Consider the following 20,992-nt stretch of genomic DNA (forward strand, 5'->3'; position numbering starts at 1 on the left):
GAATACATTTATTTTCATGATTTTGTTATCCTGAAAAACTTAAAATAAGTTATTTAGTTATGCAAGAAGTATATCTTTTGCATGTAAAGCAAAGATTCAAATTGAAGTCACACATTTCCCTGATGAAAGACATTAATTCATTCACAAGAACTTCTATTGTTTCTTGACTAATTGCAGGCTGAGAAAATACAAAATTTAACAACATTTTGCCTTGAAAAGTTGCAGCATGAATAATAAACACACCTGCATATAAAGCATGTGAGCCAGCAAAGCTAATTTCTTCTAGTTCAAATTCGCCATAAAATTTAGGAATGCTAACCTTGCCAATGTTAGAGACAGAAACTGTAGCAGCTACTTGTTTGGGTTGTCTGAAACAAAAATCAATGAGATGTTTGGCAACTAACATCATCTTGAAGATATCACCGCGTTGTGTACCATCTTCTAGTTTTTGTTTGACATTCCGTGCTAATTCCCAAAAGGATGTGTTTGTTTTAATGGTGTGAAATCCCATCATAGACGCGGCTAATACAGCCAAATGTTCATCGCTAATTGTCGGTTTTAAACGTCTTCTCAAATCAAGATATGATAGACAGCTGACTTGGATATCTTTTTTGTTACCTTGAGTAATTTTTCTCGCTACTGTAAATATCATGGCAGCGCATAAAGCACTGTGTACTGTTGTATTTTCTTGTCGGCAAAGATTGATAAATTTTTGAGTTACATCTGGGTCAAGTTGTCGGTGAATAATGTGACAACGGCGTTGTGCAACAGGTACATAATTTTCTAAATCTAATGTTTTTGGTTGATACCAAATCTTCTGAAATCCCAACTGTAACAGAAATAGTACGTTATTTATCTTGCTTTTTAAGCCTTTCGTCCATTTAGGGATGATTTCTTCAATTGGTGGAAGAGGAGATAAATTAACTAAGTTGATTTCTTCACCAGATACAACTTTTTGACAATTAGTCAAAATTTCTGAGTGAAGTTGAATACATGATAAAGCATCTGCGATCGCATGATGTACTGTTGTAATTAAATAACTTATATTTTTCTGATTCTGAAAGTGAACTAGTACCACTCGCATGAGACATTTACTACTATCAATTTTTTCATTCATCTCCTCATCAACAACTTCTGTCCATTGCTCATCACTTAGCTTCTTCACAACACGTAAAGCAATCTTTGCTGTTCCCTCAGTTTGAAAGTAAAGACGATTTTGAGAACGGACAATGTGAGAATTGAGACGAGGATGACGACACTGAACTTTATCTAGCGATTGTCTGAGAACTTCTTTGCTGAGTGCGCCTTTAATGCGACTAATTGTCACTATATTCCAGGTTTTAGCTTGGCTATTTAAGGTTTCCATAGCTTGCTCAAGACGACCCAGCTTTCTGTTATGAATTATCATGATTAGTTTTGAGATACTGGGAAATACTGATTGTAGTAATCAGAAATTTGTAGCCCTTGAATTTTCAAACTTTGAATGCGATATAAAAATGCTGCCCCAGTCAGAATGTGATAAGCAACATCAACAACTCGACGATTGTTTGGTTCTGATAAATAAGAACCTCTTACCCAGTCATTAAAACTACCTATTGCTGGGCCGCACCAAATTTGATAATCAATTTCCCGACCTTTTTCACCAGAGTTAGACCAACGGGAAGATAATCCCAGATACCAACGAAAAATTAAAGCCATTTTCAGTTTAGAATTGTTGGCAGCTTTAATTAATTTATCAGGATTGCGTTTTGACAAATAATTAGCTGTTTCTTGCCATACAAACTCTAGACTATTTCGGAAAACTTGTTTTTCTAACTTCTCTTTTTCTTGGCTAGGAATATCTTCTATTGAGTTATAAGTTTTATATAAATCAAATAGTTTTTGAGCGCGCAAAGGAAAGAGAGTTCCTTTTTTTAATACTTGAAGTTTCACACCCATTTCAAACATATCTGCGGCTGGAGCCATCATCACATCAGCCATCTCGGCTTGAGCCAGTAATTGTTTAGTATATGTAGAAGTTCCGGCTTCAATGCAAGATTGATTAATTGAGCCAGTCATTACATAAGCAGCACCCATCATAAAAGCTGCTAAGGCTGATTGTGGTGTAGAAATTCCTCCTGCTACGCCTACTCTAATAGGCATTTCATAATTATATTGTGCTTGAATTTCATCGCGTAAAGCAATAATAGAAGGCAGTAAACAAACTAAAGGACGGTTATCTGTATGACCACCAGAATCGGCCTCGACGGTAACATCATCAGCCATTGGTACTTGTGCTGCTAGCTTTGCTTGCAACTGAGTAATTAGTCCTTGTTCTACAAGCTCTTTGAGGAATTTCTCTGGTGCTGGTTGCAGAAATTTAGTTGCTACTTCTCGACGAGAAACTTTAGCAATGACTTTGTTTTTGATTTCAATTTGATTGGCATCATTTAAACTTAAGCCAGCAACACGATAATAAACAATGTTGGCAGTTAAGTCTAAAAATGCTGAAGCTTCTACAGTTCTGACTTGATATTTTAAGTATAAATCCACAGCCCGGCGTTCAATCGCCATATCATTAGGACTGTGAATTAAATTAAAAGCATAAGGGCCATGAGGTAAAGCTGATTGAATGCGATGAATTGCGGCTTCTATACGTTCTGGAGGTAAACCGCCAGCCCCAAAAGAACTTAAAATCTTTTCTTTACCTAAAGCAATTACCATTTCTTCGGAAGCAATACCGCCAGCCATTGCCCCAGTCATATAAGCATATTTGACACCATGAAAGGAGAGAAAGTTTGCATCTCCTAACTGTTGAATGCGGATAGGAGGAACAAATGTTAGTAGTTCTAACTGTGCCGTTGTGCTATTGTCCGCAGAAGATAAATAACCCTCGTTCGTTACACCAATTTTTCCGGCAACTTTGACGATGTAACAAGGTTTGTCTAAAACTAATAGTTTATCTTTAATAGCTGCTTGCTCAAAAGCTATATCATCTAAATTTCGTTGCCAAATATGGTTTTGATGATAGGTATAGCCAGAAAAGCTCAGATTATTAGTGCGTTGATGAATTACAGAATCTAGAGTTTGCATAATGTTTTAGCTCGATAAACGGTAATTTTCACCAATTTATTGATTAAGCAAATTGTGAACAGCAGATAATTGTAAAAGAATAATTTCACTTAGTTGCTTGCTGGATTCTTGTCTAGCTTTTAAGAAAGCAACGTGAGCTTGATTAATGCGGGCATTATTAGCAATTAATTGATAATATTGAGACTTATTAAAGTCTGAAAGACTGACTGGATGATAAAAAGAGTTAAAGTCAGTTGTAGGATGAGGAGTCTGTGGAGGCATTTTGTTTTGAATTACAGTTGGTTCGGAAGATTTTAAATTTTTACTATTTTCCAGATATCTCTTGTGAATATTGACGGGGTTGTGAGAAGAGTTAATGGTTTTAAACTCTGGCAAATTCAGCATAGCTTGTTGTTCAAACTGGTCATCATGGTTAATTGTTTCAGATGTCTTTTGAAATAATTGAATATTTTCGTCACTCAAGATGGTAGCTGTAATTGATTTACCACCTAAAGTAATCGTTTTGAGAGTTGTTGTATTTTGATTAATTACTACTTTTTCCAGACTATAAAGTGGCGATAAGTCCAAATCGACGCGATGGCTAACAAGTTTTGCTAAGGCTTTAATCATAGAAGTATGATCATCTATACCCCTACGATTTAGCGAGACTGTGAGATGTTCTTTATTTTCGAGAATTTTATCAATCCATCGAGAACAAACACTCCCAGCACCAGTTTCAATAAATATTCTCGCTCCATCATCGTAGACACGATTAACTAGGCGGGGAAAATCTAATTGTTGAGATAAACCTGTAGCAATACTACGAGCGATCGCACCATCATTGAGTATAATAGGTTGATATTCAGCAGCAGAATAAAACGCAATATCTCTAATATTTTGAGTCGGTAAAGTGTTAAGTTTTACTAATTCTTCGTATTGCGATCGCATTGCTTCACAATGAATAACATGATCGAAAGGAGCCGGGAAAGCATTGCAACCTAAACTATTAATTAATCGCTGACAAGCTGTTATTTCACCAGCAATTAAAACTTCTTCTGAGGTATTTATTTGAGTTAAATAAACACGGTTTTCATGTTGAAGATATTCTCTGACTTGGGATGGACTGGTCATCAAAACATAATTACCCCAAAAATTCTGCTCTGAAGATGTTTTTGGTAAACCCCAATATTCACGCACGGCATTTTTTTGACCAGATAACTTATCTCCAAATAAAGGAGATGAATTAAAACTATTACTTCCACCCTCAAAGTTACTCCAAACTCCTTGGGCAACCATCATACTTGTTTCACCCAAACTATAGCCAAACACATATTTAGGTTTGATGTGAAAATCATCTCGAATGATTTTTGTAATTAGTCGAGAATAGGCTATTTCTACTTCAAACATTGCCAGAGAATCATCTAGCAATTGTTTTTCCAGAGTTTCTAATTGCCTAGCTGACAACTTATTTAAGCTTCTAGGATAAATTAGTTGATGAATTTTGGTCGCACGGTTAGCAAGATTACTAAATATCGTGTCATCGTAGACTTGAGGAAATAACCGCAAGAGATTTTTACCAATGCCGAGATAAGAATTGACGGCTGCTGGATAAACGTAAGCGATCGCTTTCTCTTTTCCTAATGGATTTGCTGTAAAATAACTGCCAACAGGCGTTTGCCAATCTGTACCTCGCTCAAAAGCAATGTTGACACCTTTACGAGCAGATGCGATTTCTTTAAGTAATTCTTTCTGGTTGCGTCCTGTAATTACTAAGGCGTACTTAGCTTGGAAATGTTGTTTAAAAGGAGCAAAAATCAGGCTAGCAGTAATTGATAAATTAGAACTATTTTCAATAATTTTTTGCAGATGCTCCAATTCTTCTAATAAAACTGAGCGTTCATCTGCTGCTATGGGAAGCAGATAAAAAGGCATTTGCTCTAAATACTGACTGCTGTACTTTTGTGGCTCTGATGCTTCTGACAAGATGACATGAGCATAAGTACCATCACATCCGATACCATTGACTGCGGCAACTCTAGTTTTACCATCTGTGCCGAGAAACCAAGGTCTAGATTCCGTGGGTACATAAAAAGGGCTATCCTGCCAAATTTGCGGTGTTTTAACACCAGACCAGTTGGGTGTGCCAGGAATGTATTTGTGATAAACACACAAAGCTGTTTTGATGAGGCTAGCCATTCCAGAGGCTACATGAGTATGACCAATATTGGCCTTGACGCTGCCAATCGCACAATACAAATCATTGCCCACAGCAGGATAAGCTTGCATTAATCCGGCGATTTCGGCTGCATCTTCCTGAGGAACACCACTACCGCAGACTTCCAGATATTTCACTTGGGTAGGTTGAATCCCAGCTATTTGGAAAGCTTGGTTACAGACTTCAGCAGTAGCAGAGACTGACCCTAAATTAACAGCATCAACAACTGCATAGATGCGATCGCTGTTTGCTTTTGCAGTATGATGACGCTTGAGAACAATTGCACCAGCACCCTCACCAACTGTCCAGCCGTTGGCTTTTTGGTCATAACTTAAGGTGTTAGCACCAGTGTTAATTTTTGACCATTGGTTTCGCAATAAGATATTTTCTACGCCACCGGCTAAATCGACAGCACCAACAACAACTGCGTCTGCTTCTCCAGAAATTAATAGCATTTGTGCTACTTCTAAGGCTTTGAAGGCGGAAGTTTCTACCGCAGTCATGGTGAATGCTGGTCCACTGAAATTCCATAAAGAGGAAATTCGGCTAGCCATGATATTGGCGATGTAACTGAGATATTCACCGACATCTACTTGATGGTGAACACTATCTTTAACGATGGTTTCCAGTTGAGTGGTTTTATCGGCAGATAATGGAATTTTTGCATTATTCAAACCATCTTTAATCTGCCAAGATAAGTTCCATCGTTGTTGTAGTTTGTGGACAGATAACTCTGTCTCCGCAGCAATAATTACAGCGACGTTTTTGCCTTTGGAAATGTTGGCATCTTTGAGGGCGCGGTCTACTACTTTTAGTAATAATAGTTGTTGGGGATTGAGTTTTTCTACTTCGTTGGGCGGGATTTTGTAAGCTAAGGTATCAATATCAAAATCTTTGATGTAAGCTCCTATTGGTGGTTTGCCTTCTGATAAACCGTATTGTTTGAGTAGGTCTTCTTGTTGTTCTATGCCATACCATCTTTGAGGCGGTAGGGGAATAAAATGCTGTTTGCCTTCATAAATACTGCGTTCAAGGGTATCTAGGTCTTGGCATTCGCCAAAAAAGGCATCCATGCCGATGATAGCGATTTTGTTAGAGGTGTTGTTTTGGGGTTTTAACATTATGAATAAAGTGGGAGGGATGGATTTATCTCACGCATTCGCCGCTAGGCGTTCCGCTTGCGGTAGGCGCAAAGGCGCAAAGAAGAAATACACAGTTTCACGCTTAATCCTTTGTTTAATTTTCTTGTTCTAGAATTAGGTGGGAGTTTGTACCACCGAAGCCAAAGGCGCTTAATGCTGCGTATTTCTTTGTCTTAGTGTTTGGCCAAGGGGTTGCAGTTGTGACAATGTTTTGAGGAAAGATGGGATTATTTTCAGAAGCTAAAGGTTGAGTTACGTTAATAGTTGGTGGAATTACGTCATGAGACATGCTGCAAATCGCTTTAGTCAAGCTGACCATTCCCGCAGCAACGAGTAAATGACCTACATTAGCTTTGACAGAACCTACTAAGGGTGCTGCTTGATGTTGACCAAAAAAGGTTTCTATCGAGTTAAATTCTGTGGTATCTCCTAATAAAGTGCCGGTTGCATGACACTCCATGTAATCGATAGTTTGAGGAGAAATTTGCGCTTCGGTATAAGCTCGTTCAAATGCTACAATTTGTCCTTGAGAATTAGGGCTGAGTAAGTGCTTACCTTTACCATCATTAGAAAGCCCATTACCACAAATTGTAGCTAAAATTTTATCGCCATCTCTAACAGCATCATTATATCTTTTTAGCATAACCATTCCTATGCCTTCAGATGTAATTAATCCTCGTGATTTTTGATCTAAAGGACAACTAGTATCATCTTCGGGATATCCTTGAATGCCAGAAAATAACATTCGCAAAAATAACGGATCTGCACAACTAATTGCTCCAGCTAACATCAAGTCAGCTTTACCAGATTGTAGGTAATGAGATGCTAGTTTAATTGCATAAAATGATGAGGAACAGGCAGCATCTATACAAAAGTGAGTACTAGATAAAGCAAAGGCTTGAGCAATTAAAGCTGCTGGAAAGCCAGAAATCATCGCATTATGTGGAGATATATTTGCTGATGTTAATAAGTCAGCTAAGTGGAAGTTTTGATTTTGTAAAAGTTTTGCGATCGCACCATCTATTATTCGCCGATAAATAGGTGATAATAATTGATTAGATAACTTTGTGGGTAAAGATAAAGTTCCCAAAATCAGCCCACATTTAGATAAAACAGATTGCTTTTCCCAATAACCACTTTGTACAATTGCTTGTTTGGCTGCATAAAGTGACCATTTAAAAGTATCATCTAAACTTTCTACAAAATCTGATGGTAGATTATATTCACTAGCATCAAATTGAAAGTTACGGATCAATCCTCCTTTAAGAGAATAAATTTTCTCTGGTTGTCCTTTGACTGAATTATAAAAAGTCATGGGATCTACTCCCATCTCTTCAGCAGTCACAAATGATGTTGAATCTTTTTGCTCAGTTAGATTCTGCCAAAATTGTTGAGGATTGTGAGCATCAGGAAACAAACATGATAATCCGATAATAGCTATTTTTTCCATTGCGGAAATCCTTATAAGCTAATATTAATTGACAAATCAGTAACTTGAAATTAATTATTTACGCTTGATTAGTTGTGTTGGTACAATAACTGCTTTGGCTCCTAAAATGCGTAAGTATATTTGTCCTTGACGATTATGAATCATGAAATCAGCAGTTACACTACTTTCTGTTTTTCTTTTAATTTCACAAGAAACATAAAAAGGTTCATTGCATGGCATAGCTGCGAACTGTTCTGATAATGTTAACTCTCCAGGTAAACAAACCGTTTGATGAAAATGACTTAACCAAATCCATAAAGATTGTGTACTTAAGTCAGTTGTATAAGGATTGCACCATCTCACAGGAAACTGTCCTTGTTGTTTATCTGTGATTTTTTGCCAAAAACACTCAACAGTAATTTTTTGGGAGCTAATATTTAAAACTCTAGTAATTTGTTGAAATGCTGTCCCATGAAATAAGGACAAATCTCCATTTTGATAAAAATCTTTACCAATCGTAGTGATGATATGATCTTCTGTGAAGTTTGCTGATTCGTAAATGGGAGGTTCTGGTATTTCTTGTACCAGTTTTATCAGTGATTTAAAATGAAAATGAGTTTTTCCGGTGGAGGTTTTACTCAGGATGGTAGTTTGAAAATCGATAGATGCAGAAGCAGTTTTAGAAGTTTCTTGTAATTCTAGAATGTATTCCTCAGCCAGACTTTCATTAAAAGGAATCCCTTTCAAAATTTTGAAATCTTGACATGTTAAAAATTTATAACCTGGATAACGTTCTTCACAGGCATTAATCATCCAGGACATGGCACAGGTAGCTGGTAAAACTGCTGATTCAGCAATCACATGATCAAGTAAAAATGGATTCTCTTTTAATGTCAGCCGGCGACGAATCTGATAGCTTCTTAGTTCTAAATCAAAGGTTACAGGAGGTGGATTCATGGGATTGCCAATTACTACTTGTGTAGTTGCATCCGTTACCGAATGCATTTCATTAACTAACATTTGTGTCCCACCCTCCACAGGAATAATTTTAATTCCCCGTTCGGTAAAAGCTTTTTTGAGTTCCGATGTCATCATCCCACTATCCCATGCTCCCCAATTGATGGCGACTACATGACATTGAGGATGATATTGTTTAATTAAATGGGCTGATTTGTTGAGAATTTCATTAGCGATCGCGTAATCAGATTGTCCAATATTTCCATAAAAACCTGTGACTGAAGAAAACAAAACTAAATGCTGAATTTGATTCAGATTGACGCAAGATAAAAGATTTTCTAATCCCTGTACTTTAGCAGCATAAACCTTTTCAAAATCCTGTTCTGTTTTCTTTTCAATCAATTTATCAGCTAAATTTCCAGCGCCGTGGATAATTCCTGTAATCGGGCCTGTGCGTTTGACAGCAGCAGTAAGTTTCTCTTGTAAAGCTAACTTATCTGTGACATCAACACTAATATATTCAGCTTGTGCGCCTATTTTTTGAATCGCCGCTAGAGTTTTTTTGATTTCCCGACTAGCAGCAATTTGGTGATATATCTTCTGCACACTCATCGGTGTAGGCTTCTCACCTTGGGTAAGCAGATTTTCCATGATACGTTTTTTTAATGCCGATTCTTCTAAACAATCATCAGCAAAATCTGGCTCGGTTTCTAAAATTTCTGAACGACCAAGCAGGATAAACTTACAAGGTTGGTGTTGTGCTAATTTAATGGTGCATTCCGCCGTAATTCCTTTAGCACCACCACTGACAACAAAAACCGATGAGGGATTAATCTGAGTTAGTGTAGTCATATTTATGAAGGATCAGTTAAAATTCCTCCTTTGTGTCTTTGTGCCTTGGTGGTTCAAAAATCCTTTTCTACCACAAAGACACGAAGACACAAAGATTAGAAAGAAGTAGTTAAGGTGACTCGTCCTTGTGAACCGTAAGCAACTTCACTGATATAAAGATTCGGGTCGTGAAGTTCAGCGATAATGTATGGTATTGACTGCTGGGGATCAAGAGTGGGACTTAAATCGATCGCGCGAGTAAATACTTGAGGCCATTCCCATCTCAGACTCTTAGTTAAACCAAATAAACCAGCGCCGATTGCTCCAAAGTTAACTTGATGCTCTAATCCAAAGGCTCCATCAAGATGAGCAACTGTACAAAAACAACTACGTCCAGAATGTGCCGCCTCATTTAAGGATTGTTTGAGATGTTTTGCCATCAAAAACACATGCTTGACGATCGCCTTTTCTGCTTTGAGATAAGAAATTTTACTAGAGTGATTGATTGCAAAGATAGGATGTAAATGAATGAAAGCACCAATTTGACCGAAGTTAGTAGCGATCGCTAGCAGTTTTTGTTGAAGATGCTCTTCACTCAAATCTGCTAAACTGACGTGAGGCATACCTTTGGGTAAAGGCGATTGTTGAGGAATCAGTGATTGCGGGAAACTTAAAACTACTACTTTCCAGCCTTGTTCTGTCAGGGAATGAGCCAATTTAGAAGTGATGAGGGAACCATCATCGGTAATTAAGGCAATGTATCCTTCTGGGAAAATGAAATCTAAACTATCGGGTGGCGGCAGGTTTTTGAGTTTGACTGGAAAGCGTTGAATATCTGGATTTACCTGATCTAATTGTTTGTCAAGCTGAGACTGAGAATTTTTTTTTTCATCCCCCGCTAACTGTCGGAGATATTCTACAATTTGACCAATAGTGCGGAGTTCTCCCAGTTCTTCGACGTTTGGCTTGGGTAAATCGGGGTACATCTCTTGCATCGCCCCTAAGATTTCTACCCGTTTGATGGAGTCAATCCCTAAATCTGCCTCCATATCCATGTCCAATTCCAACATTTCTACTGGGTAGCCTGTCTTATCACTGGTGATGGCTAACAAAGTTTGGCTAAAGTCTGGAAATTGAGAAGTGGGGGAAATAATTACTGTGTTATTTTCCGTTGGTATAGCGTCTTTGCTAGAAGAAATTTCTTGGGAGGAAGACTCTTCTAACAACTTCTCTTGGGTCTCTAATTCTTTGACAACTTCTGGAAGGGGAGTTTGTGAAGTTTGGAATTGCAAATACTCTACAACTTGACCGATAGTGCGGAGTTCTCCCAGTTCTTCGACATTCGATTGAGGAAAATCGGGGTACATATCTCGCAGCGCCCCTAAAATTTCCACCCGTTTGATGGAGTCAATCCCTAAATCTGCCTCCATATCCATGTCCATTTCCAGCATCTCTACTGGGTAGCCTGTCTTATCACTAATGATGTTGAGTAGAGTTTGGCTGAGGGTGGCTACATCAATGATTATTGGTAGTGGTTCAACAAGAGGTAGTTCTGCTTGCTGCTGCTGTTCAGATACAGGTTCTAACGTAGCAATCTTAATCTTACTTTGCTGCGGCGTAACCAGATCTAAAACTGATTTTGCTTGATGATGTACACCATTACCATTACTATAAGTTGGCTCAGATTTGGTCACAAATCCGTTACTCGTTACTGTCGCTGATGCAGTTGTGACGAGAACAGGTTTATCCTCTGGAATTTCTTGATAATTATCCAGTGGGATTAAACTGTGTTGAGTGCGATCGCCCGATAGCAGCTGATTATACTGTTGCTGGAGCAACTCGAAGAAGTCGTGAGTATAGTCATGCTGATAGTTGAGATATTGCTGATGAATGCGGAGAGTTTCAGCTTGATGATCGTGAAACCGCATAATATTCCGCTCGGAACTGGAGAGGGCAATTTGCTGTGTTTGCGCTTGTTGTTCCGTAAATTTATAATTGCCCCACAACAGATGCTGTTGCTGCATCAGTTGAAAGAAGATTTTGGTATATTCGGTTTGATGTTGCAACGATTGTTCGTGAATTTGCAAAATATCTCGTTGATGGCGATTAAACTCAATCAGGGTGTATTCTAAGCTATCTATAACTCTTTGGTTTAAGGGTAGTTCAGAATTTTGTAGTGGAGGCTTGACATTTTCGCCGTTATTAAAATTGACTGCTTTTTTCTTTATCGTTTCCGAAGGATATTCCCCAGCTGGCGCTGGATTTAATTTAACTTGATGCCCATTTTGCAGTGCTTTGGTAAACGACTGTTTTGTTTTTTCTGACACATAGTTTGTGCTATCTAAACTGATATTCAAGACTTTATTAGTAGTCACTTCTGGTATTTTTGGCTCAGGTTGATAGGGATCAATGTTTTGTAGAGGTAATCCAGCGACGCGTAACTGCACGATCGCTGTTCGCAAAGTGCGATCGCTATTCTGGGAACTATTAGTATTTAAAGCCACAGCTAAATGAGGGCGATCGCTAAGAATATCTTTAACCAAGTTAGTCAAAACGTTACGTGGCCCAAATTCAATAAAGCAATAACCGCCTTCAGCATAAATATTTTCAATCTCCTGTTTAAACAGCACTTGATTTCTCAGGTGTTCTTTGAGGATTTTTTGAATGACTTGCGGCTCACTAGGGTAGCACTTGCCTGTGATATTGGTATAAACAGAAATTTTTGGCTGTTTAAAAGTTACTTTTTCAATTGCTCTAGCAAAGGGTTGTTGGGCATGAGCAACAAGTGGTGTATGAAAGGCAGCTGAAACTGGTAGCAAAATGGTAGAAAATCCGAGATCTCTTAGAGCATCTTGTACTTTGACAGTTTCAGCTTTCGTCCCTGCCAACACTATCTGATAATGAGAATTAAAGTTAGCAACAGTAACTAACGGGAAATCTTTGATCAGTTCTACAACCTGATTCACATCTCCTCTCACCGCCAGCATCGCTCCAGCATCAAACTGAGGATCTTGGGGTGCAGCCATAGCTTGACCCCTAGCTTTGACTAAGAAAAAATAATCTTCCTCACTCAAAACCCCCGCAGCCCACAGAGCCGTCAATTCCCCAAAGCTATGCCCAGCGACAAAATCAGGTTTAAATCCCGCTTTTTGTAATATTTTGTACAAACCAGCACTAAAAACCGCGATCGCTGGCTGGGCATATTCTGTCTGTTGCAATGTTTCTAACTGAGTAGCCTTTTCCTCTGGAGAGAACACAGGATTAGGAAACACAACTTCTGAAACGGGTTGCAAATTATCTTGACGCAGCAGCCTATCCATCTGGCTATAAGTGTGCCGCAAGTCAGGAAAATTAATCACCAATTCCCGACCCATTTCTAGGTATTGTGAACCTTGCCCAGAAAATAGTGCTACTACCTTCCCTGCTGTATTTATCCCAGTTTGACGGTAATAAATTCCTTGGGGATGCTCCCAGGATTCTGCTTGCAGTTTATTCGTCAGGCAGTCGATGCAGATTTGTAACAAATCGCCAGCCTGGGCGAGAGAATCAGCCACAAACCCAACTCTGGCATTTGTGAGGGGAATTTCTAAAGATTTAGACGCTGAAATGAGTTCTGCATAATCACGCTCTTTAGTCTCAGATTGCAATTGACGCTGGATATCTTGACAACGCAATAACAATTCTTGAGGTGTGGACGCAAATAAAAGTATCGACTGAGGACTGTTATGTAAACGATGAGGAAGTCGATATTCACCTTGATATTCTTCTAAAACAACGTGATAATTTGTGCCACCAAAGCCAAAAGAACTGACCCCTGCACGTCTTGGCTGGTCATTGCTACTAATCCAAGGTCTTGTTTCTGTATTTAAATAAAACGGAGAACTATCAATGTTGAGTTTCGGATGTGGTTTGGTGATGTTAATTGTCGGTGGCAAAACTTTGTGGTGCAAAGCCAAAGCAGTTTTAATTAAACTTGCTGCACCCGCAGCCGCTTTTGTATGCCCAATTTGCGACTTGACACTTCCCAGGGCAATATATTGTTTTTGAGGATTGTCTTCACTAAAAACTTCTTTAATAGAGGCAAATTCGGTTGGATCTCCAACCATCGTGCCTGTGCCGTGTGCTTCAATTAAACCAACACTTGCAGGGGAAATGCCAGCATCTTCATAAGCACGACGCAAAGCTAAGACTTGACCTTCTGGACGTGGGGCATAGATACTTTTATAGCGACCATCGCCAGAAGTACCAATACCTTTAATGATTGCATAGATGCGATCGCTATCTCGTTGAGCATCTTCAAGACGCTTTAGTACCAACATCCCTACACCTTCACCCAACATCATCCCATCAGAATCAACATCAAATGGTTTGACATTTTCACCTTGAGAAACAGCAGGAGTTTTGCTGAAGCACATATAGGCAAAAATTGAGTTGTCGGTATCAACTCCGCCAGTCAACATCATATCGGCACGATGTTCAATTAGTTCACTAATTGCCATTTTCAAAGCACTTAACGAACTAGCACAGGCAGCATCTACTGTACAGTTAGTTCCTCCTAAATCTAGGCGGTTAGCAATTCGACCAGCGACAACATTAGCCAGCATTCCCGGAAAAGCATTTTCTTCCCACTGCACATAAGCACTTTTGATTTTCTCAACAATTTTTTGCGTATCTTCATCAGATAAACCGCTACTTTTGAGGGCTTTTTCCCAAACTGGATACTGCAATCTTGCACCCAATGGTACACCCAATTGTCTGCCTGCTGCCACACCTAAAATTACACCAGTGCGTTGGCGCAGCTGATTGTAAATATCACGATTAAGTTGCCGATCTTCACTATAGCCTGCATCTTCTATCGCTGCTTTGGCAACAACTAAACCCAGCAATTGTGAAACATCCGTGACTTCTAAAATATTAGGCGGTAGCCCAAATTCCATTGGGTTGAAATCAATTTCTGGGATGAATCCGCCTCGTTTGCAGTAGGTTTTATCAGGTGTTCTAGGATTAGCATCGTAGTAATCTTCGACGTTCCAACGTGAAGGAGGAACATCAGTAATACAATCAGTTTTGTGAATAATATTTTCCCAAAATTCTTGTAAATTTTGGGATTGGGGAAATATAGCAGCCATGCCAATAATGGCTATAGGATTGTTTTGCAGTTGTGTATTGATTTTGCTAGTTAGCGGTGTGTTTTCAACCATAGTTTTTTTCACTCGTATGAGCTGGAGCAGAGCCTTTTCACAATTGCTTACTTCATCTTGCAACTGTGTCAAGACAGCTTCAATTTTAGAAGCAGCCATGACTTCATCTTCACTATTTTGCTTGTGAAATATAAATGTATTGAAAAGTTTAGTTCCTTGATCAATTAGGAAACTTGGGATCAACCTTTAGAGAAAATACTTCTTTCAACACAAAACTTGTTGAGCAGATTTAACTGCGATAGTTTTATGTAGAAAACTTATCCAACTCCGTATTATCCTATCCAATTGCCGTTGCGCTTATATTAGACTAGTTGCTTCTCTATTGCAACTCACATGCAACTCAAATGCTAACTAGATGGATCTGATGAGATACAAATTGATCGAGCAAGGTCTTAGAGATAATTGCAGTGCTGATTTAACGATTATCATTGAGTACATAAGTCAAAACTTACATCACGAACTAATGCAGGATTTGGTTGTTGAATCAGAATCATCATCTGTGTTCTTATTCACCATCTGAGATTGAGCAGCAGCTAATAGCTTCTGTTCAAGTTCATTAATACCAATTCCCATCTGCAAAGCTGTTTTATTTTTCCATTCTTCTAGCTCAAACTCATGTTGGTTGAGCCATTCATGCACCGCCAAGCGAGCCATCTCAGCTTTACGACGAGTCTGACGAGCTGCATGAAAAATTAACCTTTGGTTATCAAAGTTTGGCAGTGAGAGCATGAATCGCTTTAGTTTCATTTTCATTGGAGTCTTTGGTGGGCAATATCGATCACTCACATATCTACTAGAACTCTTGTCTATTAATATCTCATATCACAAAAATGCATTACCAAAGTTGCATAACAATTGCATCTCTTCAGTAGATTGAGCAGTTTATATTGTAGATTTTTTGCGCCAACTTGCCGTTATATTATGACTTTCAACTAACGCGTCCTTTTATACTAAATCGACATTATCATCTATCAAAAAGTTGATTGTTTCGAGACAAAACTCTACCTCTATCTATTAGTTGATTTCTTTGAGTAATTTTGTTATCAAAAACTAGCTCCAATGAAAATGTAATTTTAACCACTAGTAACTATTCCTCAAGAATGAAAAAACTCCGATAATCAATTAACAATGTGTCAGGTATCCCACAAAACAAAGTGTTCAGATTAAGATGATAAATAACATTCAGGATAAAACACTATGCAATACTTGTCAATTGTTGTAATTCTCACCATAGTTTCTATTGATTATGTTGCTAACTATTTATAATTAAATCTGTTGCATGTGGGTTGCAATTGAGTATCAATCAGTTTATCGTGTGTGATTAAATCATGTAACTCCATACTATTGGTTAATAGAAGTATAAAGATACAAAGGTAGGAAGAATATAAATTTAAATTTATCTGATTATCTCAATGCTTTACACACTATTAACCGTATAGTATGACAATGCAATTTAATGTCATTATACCGTACTGCATGAAGCTTTCTAGATAATTTGACTGACATGAATTTATAAGGGCTTGCTGGCATGAGATTATCTGAGCTAGATCCACTTATACCGATAATTAAATTAAGAGAAGAACTTCTTAAGTTACCCAAAGGCTACTCATTTTATGAAGAAGAACTGGTAGATTTTTTATCCCGACGTAGATGGACTGAGAGCGATCGCCGCATTGACAGAACAACTTTTTGGCGCTGGAGAAATGACAACGGCATTCAACATCAAAAAGTATTTAGCCGATTGGATGTTTTGAAACTATGCCAAATTTGTGACCATTACCGGATAGATGGAACTCGTAGTGAATACTTAGCGATCATGAAAAAGAAACATGAGGTAGTGCTAAACAAGTAAAGATAAATATTACTACTGAATGCATCAAGTACTCAAAGCTGATGCTATTAACGGATTGATGGATACTTTTTTGATAATTCCATCATCCGAACTTTTTCTTTAGCAACAATTTAGACCTGACATCATCAAATAATTATCTTCTTTCTGTCCTCAAAATCTACGTTTATTCTGCGTTTCAATCTAATAGACGTAAAAAAAAGTCCGTAAATGCTCTAAAGCTTTGGCAGAGCAGCTTGTCGCCAGACATCACTAATTTGGAAAATATGATTATGGTATACAAACAAAAGCCGTCATTCACAAAACCTCTGAGTTGGTGGTTGATAATTTTGGCAACTGCGATGGCTGTGGTTACAGGCGCAGTTTCTTTCTACAGCCTTTCACAATTTTGGTCGTCCTCTAAAGTACAAGCTCCAACTCCACCAAGTAGTTCTTCGGCGATGACAGCTGTTGCTGCTTTAGGACGTTTAGAGCCTCAAGGAGAAGTTATTCGTCTGTCTGCTCCAGATTCTCAAGGAGGTGTGCGGGTTGCAAAACTCCTGGTAAACAAAGGAGACAAAGTACGTCAGGGACAATTAATCGCAATTCTTGACAGTTACTATCCCCGTCTTGCAGCTTTAGAAAAAGCTCAAAAACAAGTTTTAGTTGCTCAAGCGAGTCTTAACCAAGTAAAAGCAGGGGCTAAACTCGGAGATATCTCTGCACAACAAGCAACGATCGCCCGCCTAGAAGCTGAATTACGCGGAGAAGTTTCTGCACAACAAGCTACGATCGCTCGCCTAGAGGCAGAATTACGGAATGCTGAAAGCGAAAATCAGCGATATCAGCAATTGTTCAAAGAAGGTGCGATTTCAGCTTCAGATTCAGATGCTAAGGGTTTACGAGTCGAGACTGTGCAGCAACAACTTAACGAAGCTAAAGCTGCCCTCAACCGGACTGTAGAAACTCTCGAAAAACAATTAACTGAAGCTAAAGCCAAGCTCAAGAGTATTGCAGAAATCCGTCCTACCGATGTGCAAGCAGCACAAACCGATGTTGCAAGTGCGATCGCATCGGTAAAACAAGCGAAAGCAGACTTAGATTTGAGTATTGTGCGATCGCCTATCAATGGCCAAGTCTTAAAAATTCACGCTTGGCCTGGAGAAATCATCGGCAGTATGGGCATAGCTGATTTAGGTCGTACCCAACAGATGTATGTAGTAGCAGAAATCTATGAAACAGACATCAATAAAGTGCGTCTGGGTCAATCAGCTATTATTACTAGCGATGCTTTTCCTGAGAAATTGCGAGGAACAGTCACAGATATAGGTTTACAAGTTGGTAGACAAAATATCTTTAGTAATAATCCAGGTGCAGACACAGATAACAAAGTAGTTGATGTCAAAATTCGGATTGAAAACTTAGCAGAAAATCAACAAGTTGTTGCTCTTACAGATTTACAGGTACAGGTATTAATTGAGATATGACACAGGACTAAGAATAGGGGATTGGGAACAAACCAGTCTCTTGTAAATGGCAATTCAACTATTTTGACGTAGCAGTTCTAAATTACATAAGACACATAACCCCTAGCCCCTAGCCCCTCTCACTCAAGGTTGATCAAATGGCTTTCAATATACCTCTAGCTTGGCTACAACTAGCTAAACAAAAAGTTCGCTTTCTTGTCGCTTTAGCTGGAATTGCTTTTGTTGCAGTTTTGATGTTTATGCAAATTGGTTTCCAAGATGCTCTTTATGCCAGTGCGACACAATTACATAAAAATCTTCATGGAGATTTATTTATCATCAGCGCCCAATATAAATCTTTGACATCCAATCAAAGTTTTCCGCGCTGGCGTTTATATCAAGCGTTAGGTTTCGATGGTGTGAAATCGGTTAGCCCTTTATATATGCAATTTGCCAAGCTGAAAAATCCTATTAATGGTTTAAAATTTCCTATGTATGTGCTTGGTTTTGATCCAGTTGAATCGATTTTTACATTACCAGATGTTGAGAAAAACTTCAAATTACTCCAAATACCTAACATAGTTTTATTTGATCGGGCAGCTCGTCCGGAGTTTGGCCCTATTGCCCAAAATTTTGAGCAAGGCAAAAATGTACAAATTGAAATATTCACTTATACAGCATTAATTGGTTACAAAGTGAAAGTAGGGGGTTTATTTAGTTTAGGGCCTTCCTTTGGAGTTGATGGAAATTTAATCGTTAGTACTTCAACTTTCTTGAGAATATTTCAAGACCGTTCGGCACAAAATATAGATATAGGCATAATTGATCTCAAACCTAATACCGACCCTCAAAAAGTATTAGCAAGTTTATCAGCCTATTTACCACAAGATGTTAGAGTTGTTAACCGCGAAGATTTTATTAAGTTTGAAAAAAAATATTGGGCTCTTAGAACACCTATTGGATTTGTATTTAACTTGATGGTGTTAATGGGGTTTGTTGTTGGTGTAATTGTTGTATATCAAATTCTTTATAGCAATATTTCTAATCACTTAGCTGAATATGCAACCTTAAAAGCAATGGGATTTAAAAATAAATATCTGTTAAGTGTAGTTTTTCAACAGGCTTTAATTTTAGCAACTTTAGGATACATTCCAGGTTTGGCTATATCTATGGCTCTGTACGACGTGGCCAAAAATGCTACTAAATTACCAGTAACTATGAGTATTGATAAGGCAGTTTTAGTATTAGTTTCGGCAATTATAATGTGTTTAGTTTCTGGATTTTTCTCTACAAATAAACTACGGCATGTAGATCCAGCCGATATTTTTTAAATAAACAAAAATGCTTTTTAAATATGATGAAACCCAAATCTATTGTTGATGTAAAAAATCTTAACCAGTTTTTTGGTAAAAGAAAATTACGTAGTCAGATTTTATTTGATATTAATTTGACAATCAAATCTGGTGAAATTGTAATTATGACTGGCCCATCAGGTTCCGGTAAAACGACTTTACTAACTTTGATTGGTGGGTTACGTTCTGTCCAACAAGGAAGTCTAAAATTTTTAGGACAGGAACTTTATGGAGCCAGCAATGAGCAATTAGTACAAGCACGTCGCCATATTGGCTATATTTTTCAAGCTCACAACTTGCTAGATTTCTTAACAGCCAGACAAAATGTGCAAATGTCGCTGGAATTACATACAAATATTCCCAAATGGAAAGCTCTTAAGCAATCGGAAGCGATGCTTAATGCTGTTCACCTCGAAAATCGAGTTAATTATTACCCTTGTGATCTTTCAGGAGGACAAAAACAACGGGTAGCGATCGCGCGTGCTTTAGTTAGTCATCCTAAACTGGTGTTAGCTGATGAACCTACTGCGGCCTTAGATAGTAAGTCAGGCAGAGATGTTGTCACTTTGATGCAGCAACTAGCTAAAGAACAGAATTGCGCTATTTTGATAGTCACTCACGACAACCGAATATTAGATATTGCCGATCGCATAATTCAGATGGAAGATGGAAAACTACTCCCAGAAGTTTTTTAACACTTTCACAAAGGTACAGCGAATACTGATGCGAGTAGGAGGTATCATTTATACCAGTAATTTCATAAAATGGTATAACGTATTATTGTACCAGTACATATAAATTTTGCTGACAATTAACACCAACTACATAATTATTCTTATATCCCAAGTAATAGATAAAGTGGGCATAATATCTTCCTGAAGTCAAAAGCAAAACAGTCTAGAAGTATGAAGTTTTCATTGATCAGCCTATAGAGAATGTATGAACAATCATGTATACATTCTCAAACGGTGACAGTACCATTATGTTGACTATTGGTGATTATGTACTCAATCAACAAACTGGACATTTAGGGAAAGTAATCGGCTACGGACACATAATTATCAATAATGGATCTACCGTAACATTAAAAGTTTTAGTAGCTGAAACTGCCAATTCACATAAAAGGGAATTTGTGGTAGAAGATACAATTTCAGCATGGAATAGGTGGTCTGTAGTTTAAAACTTATACCTATTTTGTTCAATAAATTGACAATTTTAGGAGATTTTAAATACTTTATCAAAGCATTTGTAAAAATTATGGTGCAAGATTTGATTTTATGTCTACAAGAAGCTGCTTTAACATTTATACTTAAAAAGCATCTTTATCCCACAGATCCTTGTGAATGTTTCGTCAATCCCGACTGCGGATGTCCTCATCCAGGGCAAGAGTTGCAATGCGAAGACTGTTGCTATCTTGAAGGTTGCTTATCTAGTTTTAAGCTGAAATAAAAGTTATTGGTTTTCAATTTCTACTGAATTTATCAGTAGTAAAAGATGCTTACAACAATGATTTTGTATTT

12 protein-coding genes are annotated in these 20,992 nt (G+C 38.0%); 5 read left to right on the plus strand and 7 right to left on the minus strand.

The features are described 5' to 3' along the window. Positions 1–49: 49 nt before the first annotated feature. The 7 genes from QI031_RS01160 to QI031_RS01190 form a co-directional block, all read right to left on the minus strand. Positions 50–1,405, minus strand: coding sequence for a phthiocerol/phthiodiolone dimycocerosyl transferase family protein (locus tag QI031_RS01160; RefSeq protein ID WP_281486175.1), 1,356 nt, complete (start codon positions 1,403–1,405; stop codon positions 50–52). A gap of 5 nt (positions 1,406–1,410) precedes the next feature. Next, positions 1,411–3,072, minus strand: coding sequence for a PfaD family polyunsaturated fatty acid/polyketide biosynthesis protein (locus tag QI031_RS01165; protein WP_281483412.1), 1,662 nt, complete (start codon positions 3,070–3,072; stop codon positions 1,411–1,413). Between the two features lie 36 nt (positions 3,073–3,108). Then, positions 3,109–6,387 (minus strand): type I polyketide synthase, encoded by a 3,279-nt coding sequence (locus tag QI031_RS01170; RefSeq protein ID WP_281483413.1) that lies wholly within the window; start codon positions 6,385–6,387, stop codon positions 3,109–3,111. Positions 6,388–6,502: 115 nt separating this feature from the next. Continuing rightward, entirely contained in the window at positions 6,503–7,858 is a 1,356-nt protein-coding gene (locus QI031_RS01175; RefSeq protein ID WP_281483414.1) for a beta-ketoacyl [acyl carrier protein] synthase domain-containing protein, read from the minus strand. A 54-nt stretch (positions 7,859–7,912) separates the two neighbouring features. Next, positions 7,913–9,646 (minus strand): SDR family NAD(P)-dependent oxidoreductase, encoded by a 1,734-nt coding sequence (locus QI031_RS01180; protein ID WP_281483415.1) that lies wholly within the window; start codon positions 9,644–9,646, stop codon positions 7,913–7,915. 95 nt (positions 9,647–9,741) lie between these two features. Continuing rightward, positions 9,742–14,925 carry a type I polyketide synthase gene (locus QI031_RS01185; RefSeq protein ID WP_281483416.1) on the minus strand — a complete coding sequence of 1,728 codons (5,184 nt, stop codon included), beginning with the start codon at positions 14,923–14,925 and terminating at the stop codon, positions 9,742–9,744. 354 nt (positions 14,926–15,279) lie between these two features. Then, complete coding sequence (locus QI031_RS01190; protein ID WP_281486176.1) at positions 15,280–15,555, minus strand: hypothetical protein; 276 nt, start codon at positions 15,553–15,555, stop codon at positions 15,280–15,282. Positions 15,556–16,354: 799 nt separating this feature from the next. On the opposite strand from QI031_RS01190, the gene QI031_RS01195 reads away from it, so the two are divergent. The 5 genes from QI031_RS01195 to QI031_RS01215 all read left to right on the plus strand — a co-directional run bounded on the left by QI031_RS01195 (position 16,355) and on the right by QI031_RS01215 (position 20,652). Continuing rightward, positions 16,355–16,678 (plus strand): hypothetical protein, encoded by a 324-nt coding sequence (locus QI031_RS01195; protein ID WP_281483417.1) that lies wholly within the window; start codon positions 16,355–16,357, stop codon positions 16,676–16,678. A 269-nt stretch (positions 16,679–16,947) separates the two neighbouring features. After that, positions 16,948–18,141, plus strand: a complete 1,194-nt coding sequence (locus QI031_RS01200; protein ID WP_281483418.1) for an ABC exporter membrane fusion protein — start codon at positions 16,948–16,950, stop codon at positions 18,139–18,141. Between the two features lie 137 nt (positions 18,142–18,278). After that, entirely contained in the window at positions 18,279–19,451 is a 1,173-nt protein-coding gene (devC, locus tag QI031_RS01205; protein WP_281483419.1) for an ABC transporter permease DevC, read from the plus strand. Between the two features lie 23 nt (positions 19,452–19,474). After that, positions 19,475–20,167: a DevA family ABC transporter ATP-binding protein gene (locus tag QI031_RS01210; protein WP_281483420.1), complete on the plus strand. Its 693-nt coding sequence runs from the start codon at positions 19,475–19,477 to the stop codon at positions 20,165–20,167. 254 nt (positions 20,168–20,421) lie between these two features. After that, entirely contained in the window at positions 20,422–20,652 is a 231-nt protein-coding gene (locus QI031_RS01215) for a hypothetical protein (protein ID WP_281483421.1), read from the plus strand. Positions 20,653–20,992 lie beyond the last annotated feature (340 nt).

Origin of the sequence: Halotia branconii CENA392 (assembly GCF_029953635.1) — a bacterium.
GTDB lineage: Bacteria > Cyanobacteriota > Cyanobacteriia > Cyanobacteriales > Nostocaceae > Halotia > Halotia branconii.

Bases quoted from the DNA above. Each gene is read 5' to 3' on its own strand.
- QI031_RS01210 (WP_281483420.1), top strand. From the start codon at position 19,475: ATGATGAAACCCAAATCTATTGTTGATGTAAAAAATCTTAACCAGTTT.
- QI031_RS01185 (WP_281483416.1), bottom strand. From the start codon at position 14,925: ATGGCTGCTTCTAAAATTGAAGCTGTCTTGACACAGTTGCAAGATGAA.
- QI031_RS01200 (WP_281483418.1), top strand. From the start codon at position 16,948: ATGGTATACAAACAAAAGCCGTCATTCACAAAACCTCTGAGTTGGTGG.
- QI031_RS01180 (WP_281483415.1), bottom strand. From the start codon at position 9,646: ATGACTACACTAACTCAGATTAATCCCTCATCGGTTTTTGTTGTCAGT.
- QI031_RS01175 (WP_281483414.1), bottom strand. From the start codon at position 7,858: ATGGAAAAAATAGCTATTATCGGATTATCATGTTTGTTTCCTGATGCT.
- devC (WP_281483419.1), top strand. From the start codon at position 18,279: ATGGCTTTCAATATACCTCTAGCTTGGCTACAACTAGCTAAACAAAAA.
- QI031_RS01195 (WP_281483417.1), top strand. From the start codon at position 16,355: ATGAGATTATCTGAGCTAGATCCACTTATACCGATAATTAAATTAAGA.
- QI031_RS01215 (WP_281483421.1), top strand. From the start codon at position 20,422: ATGTATACATTCTCAAACGGTGACAGTACCATTATGTTGACTATTGGT.
- QI031_RS01190 (WP_281486176.1), bottom strand. From the start codon at position 15,555: ATGCTCTCACTGCCAAACTTTGATAACCAAAGGTTAATTTTTCATGCA.
- QI031_RS01170 (WP_281483413.1), bottom strand. From the start codon at position 6,387: ATGTTAAAACCCCAAAACAACACCTCTAACAAAATCGCTATCATCGGC.
- QI031_RS01165 (WP_281483412.1), bottom strand. From the start codon at position 3,072: ATGCAAACTCTAGATTCTGTAATTCATCAACGCACTAATAATCTGAGC.